Here is a 13,766-nt window from a genome sequence, read left to right as displayed (position 1 = left end):
TAAAGAAAAGATATGTTAACTCAGTGGTTCAATCAATTTAAACAATATAGTCAAATTAATTTATTAGATATACATATAGCCAAATTTTTAACTGACAAAGCCCAGTTAACTGATAAACTAACAGCAAAGCGTTTTGGTTTTTTAATTTTGTCCCTGAGTATGGAGGTAAGAGCAGGACATGTTTGTCTGGATCTCTCATGTCTAAACCCACTAAATACAGAGCCTGAAATTTGGCTTGGCTTGGAGTCACCAACGGATAAAGACTGGATGCTTACATTAGAGGCAGCCAAAAATAAGCAAGTAGTAAGTGATGGTAATATTTTATCTCCATTGATTTATACTAACAATAAACTTTACTTTCAACGGATGTGGTTAGACGAAAAGCTAGTTGCTTATTATTTTAATCATACTAAACTTGATCATAATGAATATGATACTTCTAGTCTAAATGCCATTCTGGATCGGCTTTTTAACAATCAAGAATTACAGATTGATTGGCAAAAGGTTGCAGTAGCCGTTGCATTAACACGCAAGGTCGCCATTATATCTGGTGGTCCTGGTACAGGTAAAACTACTACTGTTGCCAAAATTTTAGCTGGACTTATACAAACTAATTCCTCAGCCCGAATTATAACGGCTGCACCAACTGGTAAAGCAGCTTCAAGATTAACTGAATCATTAAGTCGAGCAATTGATAAATTATCACTTGAATCGTTAAATCTCAAAGCAGAATCAGTCACATTACATCGATTATTAGGTGCAAGAACAGATAATCGTGCCTTTATTTATAATAAAAATAACCCGTTGCATGTCGATGTGCTAGTAATAGACGAAGCTTCAATGATTGATTTAAATATGATGGCACGAATTATCGAAGCATTACCTAAGTCAGCACGTTTAATTTTACTAGGTGATAAAGACCAACTATCATCAGTTGAAGCTGGGGCTGTATTTGGTGATCTGTGTTCATTTATTGCCAATGGGTATAGCCAAATGCGAGCAGATGAATTAAGCCAGCTAACGGGCTATATGATACCTGCGCATTCACAAGTAGCTTCAATTACCGACAGCATATGCCTATTACAAAAAAGTTATCGATTTAATGATTCATCAGGAATTAGTATATTAGCTAATGCTGTAAAAGAAGGTCAGAGCTCACTGGCAAAAACGTTGTTAACGGATAATTTATTTGATGATATTCGTTATTACTCATTATCTTCTAAACAAGCTTATCAAACAATGCTACAAGATAGCATCGAACATTATAAGCATTATTTAAAATCAATTAATCGACAAGGTAACAATAATGTTGCGGCTATATTAGATAAATTTGCCCAATATCGCTTACTTTGCGCCTTAAGAGAAGGGATTTTTGGATTAGAAGGGTTAAATAAGCAAATTGAATTATTATTGGTTAAAAATAAATTGATTGAACAGAGAAATAAAGAAAATTGGTATATTGGCCGCCCAATTATGATTTTACAAAACAGTGCCACATTAGGGCTATATAATGGTGATATAGGTATTACGTTGCCATCAGAGAAGGATAGTTCAAAAATGCGAGTTTATTTTCCTTTTGCTGATGGGGTAATCAAAGGTTTTTCACCATTTAGGCTACCAGAGCATGAAACAGCTTATGCAATGACAATATATAAATCGCAAGGTTCAGAGTTTAATCATGTTAATATTATTTTACCAACGGATTATTCACCTTTGCTTAATCGATCGCTACTTTATACCGCAATTACACGGGCTAAAAATAGTGTTTCAATTTATGCAAATGACTATGTACTAATGCAATCAGTAAAAACACAAACAGAAAGACATAGTGGGTTAATTAATTTATTGCAGAACAATAATTAAATTAGATATATGTTTTTTTATGATAAATTGGGATGATTTTTGTAGGAATAGCAAAACAGGGCAATAAAGCCCCGTAATTAAATATTAATGAATAATTTTAGCTAAAAAGTCTTTAGCGCGATCAGACTCAGGATTACTAAAGAATTGCTCTTTTGAAGTATCTTCAATAATCTCACCTGCATCCATAAAGATAACTCGATGTGCTACCTTGCGAGCAAAGCCCATTTCGTGAGTAACTACCATCATAGTCATACCTTCATAAGCGAGTTCAACCATAACATCTAGTACCTCATTTACCATTTCAGGATCAAGAGCTGATGTAGGTTCATCAAATAACATGACAATCGGATCCATACAAAGCGCCCGAGCTATAGCAACACGTTGTTGCTGACCTCCTGAAAGTTGTGCCGGATATTTGTTAGCATGAGCAAGTAGACCAACCCTATCTAAAAGTGAAAGTGCTTTTTCGCGAGCCTCTTTATCTGCTCTTCCTAATACTTTGATTTGTGCAAGCGTTAGGTTTTTTAAAATCGTTAAATGTGGGAACAGTTCAAAATGTTGAAAAACCATACCGACTTTAGAACGTAATTTTGCCAAATTAGTTAATTGACTAGTAACTTCGGTTCCATCAATAATAATTTTGCCTTCTTGTACAGGTTCTAACCCATTTACAGTTTTAATTAATGTTGATTTTCCCGAACCAGAAGGACCACAAACAACTACCACTTCGCCTTTATCGACTCTTGTAGTACAGTTTTTTAATACTTGAAATTGTCCATACCATTTTGATACGTTTTCTAAAGAGATCATCGAGTAATCCTTTTCTTAAAATAATTAACTAAGCGTGAAACAGTGAAGCATATGATAAAATATACTGCTCCAGTAAATAGCACCATTTCAACAATTAAACCATCTCTGTTACCCACAATATTTACAGCTCGGTAGAAGAAATCAGCTAAATTTAGCGTATAAATAAGCGTAGTATCCTGGAATAAAATAACACCTTGTGTTAATAAAAGAGGCGTCATAATGCGAAATGCTTGTGGTAAAACAACCATCCGTAGAGCCTGACCTTTAGTCATACCAAGAGCCAGAGATGCACTGATTTGACCTTTAGACACACTTTGAATACCCGCACGAATAATTTCAGAATAATAAGCAGCTTCAAAAAGTGCAAAAGCGATTAGTGCGGACACAAAGCGTATGTCTGTCGTTGGAGGAAGATTTAATAATTTCCCCAAAAGTTGTGGGACAAGTAAATAAAACCATAATAAGACCATCATAAGAGGAATTGAACGGAAAATATTTACATAACACATAGCGAACCAATGCAAAATTTTGATTGAAGATAAACGCATAATTGCCAGTAGTGTTCCCCACACGATACCAAAAATTACTGCAGTAATTGTTATCTCTAAGGTTAATATCATGCCTTTCATGATATAAGGTAAATTTGGTAAAATTTGCCCCCATTCTAATTCCATCATGATTTACCTCCTAAAATCCCAGGAAGTCGTACTTTTTTTTCTATATATTGCATAGCAAACATAATAACCACATTAATAAGTACATACCCTAAGGTAATGGCAATAAATGATTCATAAGGTTGGCCAGCATGCTCTAATAATTGATTAGCCTGTTTTGTTAGCTCAATATAACCTACTGTAGAGGCAACAGCAGAGTTTTTAACCATGTTCAACATTTCGGATGTTAATGGCGGAATTACTCTTCGATAAGCATTTGGCAATAATATATATAAGTAGATTTGTTTTAGTGTTAATCCTAATGCAATTCCAGCATTTTTTTGTCCTATTGGGATTGATTGGATTGCGGCCCTTATTTGTTCACAAATACGAGCACCAGTAAATAATCCTAAGCCAATTGTTGACATTAATAATGTAAATGTCATTGGATCAATATCATTATATAGCCAATCTCTAATTGATTCTGGTACCAATATTGGCACAACTTCAATCCAAAAGAATAAATGAATGATAAGGGGAATATTTCTGAAAATTTCGACATAACAAGTGCCTAACGTTGATAAAAAACGATTAGGTAATGTTCTCAAAACACCAAATAGTGAACCTACGAAAAAGGCTACTAATCCCGATGTAAAAACTAGCAATATGGTCATTTGAAAACCTAACCACAGCCATCCTAAATAAGTTGTATCCCCAAAGGGAGTTGGTTGCAGAAAAATCCCCCAATTCCAACTTGTTGTCATAAATGCTCCAACATATAAAAAATATTTTTTGTAAATAAGATGATGAGCGCAGCAACCTGCGCTCTTTTGAAAATATAAGTATATTATTAGTCTAATGCTTTATCATTAGGGTGAGCGAAAAGTTCTTTCATCTCGGGAGACATGTCAAAGTTCATGTTTAATCCTTTTGGTGGAATAGGCTCCTTAAACCATCGATTATATGACTTCTCTGCCATACCAGAAGTTTGAAATTCGGCAATGGTTTTATCTACTAATGCTTTAAATTGAGGATCTTGCTTGCGCAACATACATCCATAGGCTTCATAAGATAGTGGTGTCCCGACAATTTCCCAAAGTTCTGGTTTTTTAGCTTTTGAGCGTTCACCAGCTAAAAGTGCATCATCGATCAGGAATGCCGCTGCTCGTCCGCTTTCAAGTGTGCGAAATGCATCACCATGATCTTTCGTTGCAATAATACGAATATTCAAACCTTTTTCAGAATTGATTTTGTTTAGCATAACTTCAGAGGTTGTACCAGAAGTTACGACTACATTTTTACCTTTCAGGTCGTCAATATCTTTGATTTTGCTATTCGTTTTTACTAAAAAGCGAGTACCAACTATAAAAATAGTATTTGAAAAATCTACTTGTTGTTGACGAGAAAGATTATTAGTTGTTGAACCACATTCAAAATCATAAGATCCATTTTGTAAAAGTGGAATACGATTTTGTGATGTAAGTGGTAAATATTTAACTTGTAAATTTGGCATATTAAGTTCTTTTTTTACCGCATCAACGATAAGATCTGAGTAGTCTTGTGAATAACCAATAACTTTTTGATTATCACCATAATATGAAAAAGGAACTGATGATTCTCTATGCCCAACGACAATCATACCATTTTCTTTCACTTTAGCAAGTGTACCATTAAGTTCCTCCGCAACTGCAGAACCAGCCATTAGACCTAGCATTGCAAATGATAACACTAATTTGGTTAATTTTGTCTTTCTGTTCATACTCATCTCCTACGGTTTGATTTGTATCGTATTAAATAAATTTAATATTTTTACAAGCGATGTATATTATAACTTATTTTTAAACATAAAAGTACTTTTTACTGTTTATTTATATATTATAGAAACTAGATACAACTAATAAATAGTGCTTTATAACTCTCATTGAGGTGCTAAAATTTATTCTAAACTAAATAAGCAATAATTATGCCAGTATTCTAGACCAAAATCGTTCTTTTATAAAAAGAAGAATAAACATTAAAGCCATCATGATCCAATAAGGTTGATTTCCCCAACTAGCATAAGGCGTTAAACCTACCGTAGGTGATAATGTTTGTGTTAATACTGTAGTTTCAAATTGTGGTAATTGTTTAATAATCTCACCATGATGATCAATAATGGCAGTGATTCCTGTATTGGTGCTACGAATTAATGGTCGCCCAAATTCTAATGCTCTTGCTTGAGCCATTTGCAAATGCTGTTTTGGTCCAATACTATCACCAAACCAAGCGTCATTGGAAACAGTAAGTAAAAAATCGGTATCAGCGGTAAAGTTTTGCCAAATCAGATTGGATAAAATTACTTCATAACAAATAGCTGTAGTAAACTTAAAGCCTTTCATTTCAAGTTGTGGCTGCTGTTTTTCACTGGATGTCATTGATGACATAGGGATATTAAGTAATTTAGCAATCGGTTTAAGTACGGATTCCAATGGGGTAAACTCACCAAATGGTACTAAGTGGTGTTTTTGATAACGATTCCTAGTTGGGTATTGGTAGGGGATTTTTTCTCCTAATACTAATAATGTATTATAAATTTTTCCTTGGGCTTCGGAATTACTGTCATCAAAGCGATAGTCAATGATTCCCACCGCAATTTCAGAATCATTTGCTCTTGCTTGCTCATCCAGATAATTCAAAAAAGATTTTTGATTTAATTCAATATCGGTAATGCTTGCTTCAGGCCAAATAATGATCTTATTGCTACTAATGTTGGCCTGAGTTAGCATTGCGTAGGTTTTTAACGTATTATTTAACTGTTGATTATCCCAACGCAATGATTGTGGAATATTACCTTGAATTAAAGCAAAATTGGCAACACGTTGATGATCGACGGTGGTCCAGTTAATATTTTTGAATGGAATTGGTGCAATAAAAATCGTAAAAAGTGCAAACCCTGCACCAAATATGTACTTTTTATTAGCATGTTGTTTTATTTTGTATAAACAATAAACGAACAGCCCGCACAAAATAGATGTCAATAAATTAACACCATCTATTCCCATAATTGGAAAATAAGCGCGTAAAGGGCTATCAAGTTGACTATAGCCTAATTGTAGCCAAGAAAAACCTGTCAAGATATAACCACGTAAAAACTCAGTCCCTTGCCAAATGATGGGTGCTGCAAAAACTAATTGTTTAAATGAACATTGTGGGGCAAATCGTTGTACTACTCTAAATCTAAGCAAAAAAGCAAATAACATAGGATAAAGTGACAAATAAAGGATAAAAATCCCCAAAATAATGAGCGCCACAAGTGTAGGTAATTCACCATATTGTTTAATACTAATATATACCCAATGAACTCCAGCTGCAAAGTAACCGATACCCCAAAATAATCCAAGTAGGATAGCTTGTTTACTAGATTTATTAGCAATAAGCCATAATAAACCCGAAAATGAGATAAAAGCTAAAGGCCAAAGGTGAAAAGGGGTATAACTGAAAACAGCTATACTACCTAAAATCATACTAGCTAAGACGTATTTAAGCATTTTCTGATAGTTCAAGATTAGGTACAGTAGCACCTTCTGGAATAGTTACATGTAATTGGATGATTCGCCTGCGATCAACAATAGTTACTTTAAATTGATATCCATCAATAGTAATACTTTCACCACGTAAAGGTAAACGTCCAAAATGTTGCATTACTAAACCCCCAATGGTATCCATGTCATCATCACTAAATTTAGTAGCGAATATTTCATTAAAATCTTCAACTGGCGTGAGCGCTTTTACAGTATAAACTGATTGAGTTAAGCGGCGAATATCGCGATCTTCAATTTCATCATACTCATCTTCTATATCACCAACAATAAGTTCTAAAATATCTTCAATAGTAACAAGACCTGATACACCGCCAAATTCATCAATTGCCATTGCCATATGATAGCGCTGCATACGAAACTCTTTTAACATATGATCAACACGTTTACTCTCGGGAACGACAACAGTAGGGCGCAGAATTTTTTTGAGATCAAAATTATCAACGCCTTGACGAATAAATATAAGAAGATCTTTGGCTAATAAAATGCCTTCAATATGATCTCTATCTTCACTAATAACAGGATAGCGCGAGTGCCCATGTTCAGAAATAATATCCAGGCATTCATCTAAAGTATAATTATCTTTAATTGTGATAATTTGAGAACGAGGAATCATGATATCTCGGACACGTTGTTCCGCTATATCCATAACACCTTCAATCATATCAAGGGTATCTGGATCGATGAGATCGTTTTCTTCGGCTTCACGAATGACTTCAATCAACTCTTCTTTGTCTTTCGGTTCAGAATTAAATAATTGATTTAACCATAATGCAAACCCTTTTTTAGGGGACCGGTGATTGTCATCACTCATTTGCTCTCTTCCTTTCTTATTTTGCTATGATAAAAAATGTTAATAAAAACAAATAGTGTAATGAATAGTTTCGATTAGTCAACTAGTTGATAAGGATCATCAAATCCTAACTGCTGCATAATACTTATCTCGATATTCTCCATTTCTTTTGCTTCTTCGTCAAGAATATGATCATAGCCAAGTAAATGTAAACAACCATGCACAATCATATGTGCCCAATGTGAGGTTAATGATTTGTGCTGAGCTATTGCTTCTGCTTCTACTACTTGTTTACAAATAACCAAATCACCGAGCAACGGTACAGCAATTTCAATTGGTGACTCAAATGGAAAAGATAATACATTAGTAGGTTTATCTTTGTGTCGATAAGTACTATTCAATTGCTGGCTTTCTTGTTCATCGACAATACGAATAGTAATTTCAGCACTATCCATAAATTGTGGCAAAATAACTTCTAACCATTTTATAATTTGCTTTTCAGTAGGTAGGTTTTGGTGATCTTTTGTAGCAACTTGCAGATCTAAAATAATCTCGCTCATTTTTATTACCTAGTTATTATTCACGATGATATGGATGATTAGTGGTTAAGCTAAAAGCTCGGTAAAGGCTTTCTGCCACGATGATGCGAACTAAAGGATGAGGAAGTGTAAGCGGTGATAGAGACCAACTTTGCTGCGCAGCGGCTTTACAAGCAGGAGATAAACCTTCAGGTCCACCAATTAATAAACTCACATCACGACCATCTGCTTTCCAGTGCTCTAACTGTTCGGCTAAATTATACGTTGTGTAAGGTTTACCTGGAATATCGAGCGCCACAATGCGATTACTTTTACCGCAAGCACTTAGCATTGCTTCGCCTTCTTTATCTAAAATTCGTACAATATCTGCATTTTTAGTACGTTTTCCTGCGGGAATTTCAACAAGCTCCAAAGGCATATCTTTAGGAAATCGTGACTGATAATCATTAAAAGCAATAGTAACCCAGTTTGGCATTTTAGTGCCAACAGCAATAAGCTGTATTTTCACGGCATTAACTCCAAAGTTTTTCAAGTTCGTAAAGCTGGCGACTTTCCTCTTGCATAATGTGCACAATCACCGAGTCCATATCAACCACAACCCAATCAGCATCACCTTGTCCTTCACTGCCTAAAACTAGATGACCTTGTTTTTTTGCTTCATCAATTAAATGACCTGATATTGAAGCTACATGACGGTTTGAAGTACCGGTGCAGATAATCATATAATCGGTAATGCTCGATTTACCTCGAACATCAAGGGTAACAATGTCTTTGCCTTTTAGATCATCAATCTTATCAATAATAAAATCTTGTAACGACTGTTGCAAAATAATCTCTCTATCAATCAAAACAAAGCGCTATTATAGCATATTTTTAAGAATAACGGTGTGGATAACATATAAATCCAACACTCCCTTAAAAAACTTATGATTACAAAATATTTAAATAAAAAGTAATTTTAATATAACCAAGTATTGTAAGCTCCAATAAATATTATGTTAACTATTAAAGCTAATCCCTTTTTTAGCCTAAATAATGCATTACTTACCAATATAGCGTTCTAATTATTATTAAAAACATCTATTTTAAAGTGAAACAACCCGATCAAACATTGGATTATCCGTTAAACGATGTGTAACCATAATCAATGTTTTACCCTTACATGTCTGCTTGATTAATTGAATAATTTGTTGCTCTGTTTGTTGATCAAGGCTTTCTGTTGGTTCGTCCATTAAAATTAAAGGGGAATTATGCAGTAATGCTCTTGCAATGCCAATACGACGAATTTCACCGCCAGATAAAGTACGCCCGCCTTGTCCAATTAGCATATCTAAACCTTGTTCTGTAATTAGTAATTTGTCCAATTCAACTTGATGTAAAACCTCAATAAGCTGTTGATCCGTTGCATTAGGATTACCAATGAGTAAATTTTGCCGTAAAGTTTCACTAAAAATAGTAATAACTTGAGGAACCATTGCGATGGCTTGTCGCAAAGTTTTTTCATCCAGTTGATTTATTGGGGTATCATTAAAATAAATATTACCGGATCTTGCCTTCCAAGTTCGATTCACTAGACTTAATAAAGTTGATTTACCACAACCAGTTTTACCAATTATTCCAATATGTTCACCTTGTTCAACCGTTAAGGAAAAATCAGTTAATATCGCAAAAGGTTGATTTGGATAGCTGAAATTAATTTGTTCAAATTGTAATTTTGCCGTAGTTAAATCTATTTTTTTACCTTTAGAAACAAATTGAATATCGGGTGTTTGATTAAAAATAGCTGTTGTGCGTGTGGCAGAAGTAAGTACTTGCCCTAAAAAGATAAATGCGCCAGGAATTGGCATGAGTATTTCAGCACTTGCAAGACTAACAAATACAAATAACGCCACCAAAGGGGATAGGGTGTATTGGGTAATTAGCCATAGAACAAGCAACGTTAAAAATCCAGCAATCAGCACAATCAATGAACTTGATAGTGCCATTAATGTTGATTGACGTTGCTGGTTATAAAGCCAGTTTGATTCAAGCTCATCAAGTTTAGCACGATAGCGTGGTTGTGCATTAAATAGGATAAGTTCAGCTTGTCCTTGTAGATAATTAATTAATAATAAACGATATTCACTTTGTTGTTTAGCTAGTGTTTTGCCGAGTTGCTTTCCTGCTTGATAAAAAATGACCGGAACCACAAGTAAAGTGGTTGTAAGGATAATAGTAATAATTAACGCAATAGGTAAGTTTATATTTGCTAATCCAACAAACAAAACAGCAATGGTAACAAGTGCGGTTACAATAGGTGAAAAAAGTTTTAGGTATAAGTGATCAAGTGCGTCAATATCAACAATAAAGCGATTAAGCAAGTCAGCCCGTTGGTAGTGGGCTAATTGATTGGCACTTAAGGGCAAAATCTTACGAAAAGCTAACGTTCTTAAATAAGCTAAGATTTTAAATGTGGTATTATGATCAACTAAACGCTCCATATAGCGGGCAGCGGTTCGAATAATTGCCGCAGCACGAACACCAGCAGCAGGCAACATATAATTGAAAGTATACAAACCTGCAACGCCAACAAAAGCTGTAGAGGCTAAAAACCATCCTGATAATGATAGCAAAAATACGCTGGCAAATAGGGTAAGAATTGACAAAAATAATCCCAATAAAATTTGCCCAAAATAGTGTTTATATAGTGCGATATAAGGGCGTAATATAGCTAGCATAAATCCCCCTTGATATCACAGTGTAGCTTACCATTAGCCAATTGCCAGATCTGTTTAAAATCTTGCATGTCATCTGTTTGATGAGTAATTGTAATGCTATTAGGGGCAATGTGTTGCTGATCCAAATTTTGGATAGTTTGTTTATCTAAACTAGCAGTTGGTTCATCAAGAATCAATAATTGACAAGGTTTTAGCATTGCTCTTGCTAAAGCGATCCTCTGTGCTTGCCCAATTGATAAACGTACCGCATCTTCGCCAACTTGGGTTTCAATGCCTTGTGGTAATTTAGCAATAACTTCAGTCAATTGGGTTTTGGCTATCACGTTATCAAGTTCATGGTTGGTTGCATTTTGTTTACCCAATAAAATATTTTCACGGATAGTACTATTAAGCAAGTAAGGATTTTGACCAATCCAGCTTACTTGCTGTTGCCAATCATTAATATCTAATTGATTAAATTCAATACCATTAATCTTTAATGAACCTTGATAAGGTAAAAATCCGAGTAGTACTTGCATTAACGAAGTTTTACCTTCGCCACTAGTCCCTATGAGAGCTAATTTAAAAGGTGCCTGCAAGCTAAATGATAATGGACCAACGATAGGTTGTTGTTCGTTAGATAATATAATTAAATTATCTGCTTCAATTGTTTTTAATGGCTCAGTCAATTTTATGTTTGTTATATTATCATTGATTTGTTTTGGTGCGATTTTTTTACTTAAAAAAGTTTCGATATTATCTGCTGCTGCAATTGCTTCAGCTTTGGCATGATAGTAAGTGCCCAAATCACGTAAAGGTTGAAAGTATTCAGGGGCTAACATTAGCGCAAAAAAACCAGCAAATAGAGTAACAGTTCCATTATATGCACCAAAATCAAATTCGCCTAAATACGAAAATCCAAAATAAACTGCCACAATGGCGATTGAAATAGAAGTAAAAAACTCCAATACGGCTGAAGATAAAAAGGCTATTTTGAGCACTTGCATAGTTTTAATACGAAAATCTTCAGAAGCAATCGCTATTTCGTTTGTTTGTTTTTCACCTTGGTTGAATAGTCGAATGGTATTGAGGCCTTTTAAACGATCTAAAAAATGACCACTTAAATACGCAAGCGCTTTAAAATGACGACGATTAATATCAGCAGCTCCCATTCCCACTAAAATCATAAAAATAGGAATCAAGGGAGCGGTACAAAGCAAAATTGTAGCTGCTGCCCAGTTAAATGGAAAGATAGCAATACAGATTAATATTGGAGCCATACTTGCCAATCGCATTTGGGGTAAATAACGGGAAAAAAAGTCATGCAATTTATCGACTTGTTCAATAAGTAGCGTACTTAATGCACCTGTGGTGTTTTGGTTTAAATGAGCAGGTCCATACAACTCAAGTTGATCAATTAATTGCTGTCGAACTTGCTGGCGAACTTTTTTGCCTATGGCAAAGTTGATCTTTTCGCGTAGATAAATTAAGCCTGCTCGACCAAGTAACACTGCAACTAGTGCGCCAAAAAAAGGCAGAATATCCACAAAATAGTGTTGTTCAATAATAATTTTTTGCAAAATTACAGCGAGCAATGCAGATTGAATAATAACTAATATAGTTAAAACCAAGCCGGTTAAAATTGAAGCACGCAAATTAGTTTTATACATTTTTGCTTGCTGTTTTAACCAGCCAAGTAGATAGGTCTGGCGTTTTTTATCTAATGACATAAAGATCTTTACTGCTTATTTTAAATTATCCAAATAATGTTCTGCATCTAAAGCAGCCATACAGCCTGTACCTGCTGAAGTGATTGCTTGACGATAGACATGATCCATAACATCACCAGCAGCAAAAATCCCTTCGACACTGGTTTGAGTAGCGTTGCCTTGCGTGCCTGATTGTACTTTGATATAACCGCCATTTAGTTCAAGTTGACCTTCAAATATAGCGGTGTTTGGTTTGTGACCAATAGCGATAAACACGCCTAAAACCGACAACTCTTCGGTAGTATTAGGATCTTGTGAGCTACGGATTCTAACTCCAGTTACTCCCATGTTATCCCCTAAAACTTCATCAACTACACGATGAGTATGTAGGATAACTTTACCTTCTTTAATTTTTTGAGCTAAGCGAACCATTAAGATTTTTTCTGCTCTAAAGGTATCTCGACGGTGAATTAAATGTACTTCACTCGCAATATTGGCTAAATAAAGAGCTTCTTCTACCGCAGTATTACCTCCACCCACGACAGCTACTTTTTGATCGCGGTAGAAAAATCCATCGCAGGTTGCACAAGCTGAAACTCCTTTACTTTTAAATGCCTCCTCAGACGGTAAACCAAGATATTGTGCTGAAGCACCAGTTGCAATGATGAGTGCATCACAGCTATATTCAGTCTCACTACCGAAAAGCTTATAAGGCTTAGCGCTAAAATCGACACGCTCAATTTGATCTAAAATAATTTCAGTATTAAATCTTTCTGCATGTTCCTTCATCTTAACCATTAATTCTGGTCCTGTTAAATCAGGAGCACCGGCTGGCCAGTTTTCAAGATCGGTTGTGGTTGTTAGTTGCCCACCTTCTTGCAATCCTGTAATTAGCACAGGTGAAAGATTCGCTCTTGCAGCATAAACTGCAGCTGTATAGCCGGCGGGACCAGAACCCAAGATAAGTAAACGTGCATGTTTCGATTTCATTTTTAGAACCTTACTGATTGTTAATAACAGTCATTTTATTTTTAATATTCATTAATTAAACTTTTTAATAAACCGTAGAGTCATCAAACAGTTTTTTAAAATAAGGATGATTTATGACACAAAAGTCTATCATTA

13 protein-coding genes are annotated in these 13,766 nt (G+C 34.9%); 1 reads left to right on the top strand and 12 read right to left on the bottom strand.

The features are described 5' to 3' along the window. Positions 1–12 precede the first annotated feature (12 nt). Positions 13–1,863 (top strand): exodeoxyribonuclease V subunit alpha, encoded by a 1,851-nt coding sequence (gene recD / locus A9G34_RS02275; RefSeq protein WP_065568748.1) that lies wholly within the window; start codon positions 13–15, stop codon positions 1,861–1,863. An 84-nt stretch (positions 1,864–1,947) separates the two neighbouring features. On the opposite strand, the gene A9G34_RS02270 is transcribed toward recD, so the two are convergent. From A9G34_RS02270 to trxB, 12 genes are all read right to left on the bottom strand, one after another. Further along, the gene (locus A9G34_RS02270) at positions 1,948–2,673 is read right to left on the bottom strand and encodes an amino acid ABC transporter ATP-binding protein (RefSeq protein ID WP_034943474.1); all 726 of its coding nucleotides are present in this window, start codon (positions 2,671–2,673) and stop codon (positions 1,948–1,950) included. Then, a complete protein-coding gene (gene gltK, locus A9G34_RS02265) occupies positions 2,670–3,350 on the bottom strand; it encodes a glutamate/aspartate ABC transporter permease GltK (RefSeq protein WP_034943472.1) in 681 nt (226 codons plus the stop codon). The genes A9G34_RS02270 and gltK overlap by 4 nt, the downstream gene beginning before the upstream one ends. Next, positions 3,347–4,090: an amino acid ABC transporter permease gene (locus tag A9G34_RS02260; protein WP_034943469.1), complete on the bottom strand. Its 744-nt coding sequence runs from the start codon at positions 4,088–4,090 to the stop codon at positions 3,347–3,349. The genes gltK and A9G34_RS02260 overlap by 4 nt, the downstream gene beginning before the upstream one ends. A gap of 86 nt (positions 4,091–4,176) precedes the next feature. Next, a complete protein-coding gene (locus A9G34_RS02255; RefSeq protein ID WP_034943466.1) occupies positions 4,177–5,085 on the bottom strand; it encodes a glutamate/aspartate ABC transporter substrate-binding protein in 909 nt (302 codons plus the stop codon). 202 nt (positions 5,086–5,287) lie between these two features. Continuing rightward, positions 5,288–6,853: an apolipoprotein N-acyltransferase gene (gene lnt / locus A9G34_RS02250; protein WP_065568747.1), complete on the bottom strand. Its 1,566-nt coding sequence runs from the start codon at positions 6,851–6,853 to the stop codon at positions 5,288–5,290. Continuing rightward, positions 6,846–7,718 carry a CNNM family magnesium/cobalt transport protein CorC gene (corC, locus tag A9G34_RS02245; protein WP_065568746.1) on the bottom strand — a complete coding sequence of 291 codons (873 nt, stop codon included), beginning with the start codon at positions 7,716–7,718 and terminating at the stop codon, positions 6,846–6,848. The genes lnt and corC overlap by 8 nt, the downstream gene beginning before the upstream one ends. A gap of 74 nt (positions 7,719–7,792) precedes the next feature. Beyond that, positions 7,793–8,257: an rRNA maturation RNase YbeY gene (gene ybeY / locus A9G34_RS02240; RefSeq protein ID WP_034943459.1), complete on the bottom strand. Its 465-nt coding sequence runs from the start codon at positions 8,255–8,257 to the stop codon at positions 7,793–7,795. A gap of 16 nt (positions 8,258–8,273) precedes the next feature. Further along, a complete protein-coding gene (gene rlmH / locus A9G34_RS02235) occupies positions 8,274–8,744 on the bottom strand; it encodes a 23S rRNA (pseudouridine(1915)-N(3))-methyltransferase RlmH (protein ID WP_034944655.1) in 471 nt (156 codons plus the stop codon). A 4-nt stretch (positions 8,745–8,748) separates the two neighbouring features. Further along, positions 8,749–9,066, bottom strand: a complete 318-nt coding sequence (gene rsfS, locus A9G34_RS02230; RefSeq protein ID WP_034944652.1) for a ribosome silencing factor — start codon at positions 9,064–9,066, stop codon at positions 8,749–8,751. Positions 9,067–9,321: 255 nt separating this feature from the next. Beyond that, positions 9,322–10,953, bottom strand: a complete 1,632-nt coding sequence (gene cydC, locus A9G34_RS02225) for a heme ABC transporter ATP-binding protein/permease CydC (protein WP_065568745.1) — start codon at positions 10,951–10,953, stop codon at positions 9,322–9,324. Then, positions 10,947–12,662, bottom strand: a complete 1,716-nt coding sequence (gene cydD / locus A9G34_RS02220) for a heme ABC transporter permease/ATP-binding protein CydD (RefSeq protein ID WP_065568744.1) — start codon at positions 12,660–12,662, stop codon at positions 10,947–10,949. Before cydD ends, cydC begins: the two co-directional genes overlap by 7 nt. Before the next feature lie 15 nt (positions 12,663–12,677). Continuing rightward, on the bottom strand, positions 12,678–13,631 hold the full coding sequence (gene trxB / locus A9G34_RS02215; protein ID WP_065568743.1) for a thioredoxin-disulfide reductase: 954 nt from the start codon (positions 13,629–13,631) through the stop codon (positions 12,678–12,680). Between the last annotated feature and the right edge of the window lie 135 nt (positions 13,632–13,766).

Origin of the sequence: Gilliamella sp. Choc4-2 (genome assembly GCF_001690355.1) — a bacterium.
Classification (GTDB): domain Bacteria; phylum Pseudomonadota; class Gammaproteobacteria; order Enterobacterales; family Orbaceae; genus Gilliamella; species Gilliamella apicola_A.
Note: the sequence above shows the minus strand (reverse complement) of the source record. Positions and strands in the feature narration are given on the sequence as shown.